A 1,712-nucleotide genomic window follows, 5' to 3' on the forward strand; every position below is an offset into this window, starting at 1 on the left:
CGGGTGGTTAGCACAACGAGGTTCATCAGGGACGCTCTTTCGCGGGTACGGGAATATCAACCCGTTGTCCATCGACTACGCCTCTCGGCCTCGCCTTAGGTCCCGACTCACCCAGGGCGGATTAGCCTGGCCCTGGAACCCTTGGTCATCCGGCGGAAGGGTTTCTCACCCTTCTTTCGCTACTCATGCCTGCATTCTCACTCGTGCCGCGTCCACAACTGGGTCACCCCGCTGCTTCACTCGCGGCACGACGCTCCCCTACCCATCCACACACCTGCACAAGGAATCAAGTCCAAGCGAGGATAAAATGTGAATGCCACAGCTTCGGCGGTGTGCTTGAGCCCCGCTACATTGTCGGCGCGGAACCACTTGACCAGTGAGCTATTACGCACTCTTTAAAGGGTGGCTGCTTCTAAGCCAACCTCCTGGTTGTCTATGCGACCCCACATCCTTTTCCACTTAGCACACGCTTAGGGGCCTTAGCTGGTGATCTGGGCTGTTTCCCTCTCGACTACGAAGCTTATCCCCCGCAGTCTCACTGCCGCGCTCTCACTTACCGGCATTCGGAGTTTGGCTGATTTCGGTAAGCTTGTGGGCCCCCTAGACCATCCAGTGCTCTACCTCCGGCAAGAAACACGCGACGCTGCACCTAAATGCATTTCGGGGAGAACCAGCTATCACGGAGTTTGATTGGCCTTTCACCCCTAACCACAGGTCATCCCCCAATTTTTCAACATTGGTGGGTTCGGCCCTCCACGCGGTCTTACCCGCGCTTCAGCCTGCCCATGGCTAGATCACTCCGCTTCGGGTCTAGGACACGCGACTGAATCGCCCTATTCAGACTCGCTTTCGCTACGGCTCCCCCACACGGGTTAACCTCGCCACATGCCACTAACTCGCAGGCTCATTCTTCAAAAGGCACGCCGTCACCCCGCAAGGCTCCGACGGATTGTAGGCGAACGGTTTCAGGTACTATTTCACTCCCCTCCCGGGGTACTTTTCACCATTCCCTCACGGTACTTGTCCGCTATCGGTCACCAGGAAGTATTTAGGCTTACCAGGTGGTCCTGGCAGATTCACGGCAGATTTCAGGGGTCCGCCGCTACTCGGGAACACCCACAGAAGGTCAGCAACTTTCACCTACCGGACTCTCACCGTCTACGGTCAGCCATTCCAGACTGTTCGACTAGCCACTAACTTTGTAACTTCTCGAACAAGTGTCAGCTTGTTCAGCAGGGTCCCACAACCCCGACCACGCAACCCCTGACAGGTATCACACGCAGCCGGTTTAGCCTCGATCCGCTTTCGCTCGCCACTACTCACGGAATCACTAAATTGTTTTCTCTTCCTGCGGGTACTGAGATGTTTCACTTCCCCGCGTTCCCTCCACACACCCTATGTGTTCAGGTGTGGGTGACACCACATGACTGGTGCCAGGTTTCCCCATTCGGACACCCTGGGATCACAGCTTGGTTGACAGCTCCCCCAGGCCTATCGCGGCCTCCCACGTCCTTCATCGGCTCCTGGTGCCAAGGCATTCACCGTTCGCCCTTGACAACTTGACCACAAAGATGCTCGCGTCCACTGTGCAATTCTCAACAAACGACCAACCCACAACCCGATCCGCCCCACACCAAACCCAGCCCCTCAGGACCAGCGGTATGTGGAGCCAGGCCATGCCTGGCAGACTCCCAGCCCCCACACGGAGGGCC

1 rRNA gene (cut by a window edge) is annotated in these 1,712 nt (G+C 57.4%); it reads right to left on the reverse strand.

What is annotated here, in order from left to right:
* Positions 1-1,565 (reverse strand): 23S ribosomal RNA (locus AB0B14_RS36630); it reaches 1,617 nt to the left of the window's first position.
* Positions 1,566-1,712: the final 147 nt, after the last annotated feature.

Origin of the sequence: Micromonospora sp. NPDC049171 (assembly GCF_040648275.1) — a bacterium.
Lineage (GTDB): Bacteria > Actinomycetota > Actinomycetes > Mycobacteriales > Micromonosporaceae > Micromonospora.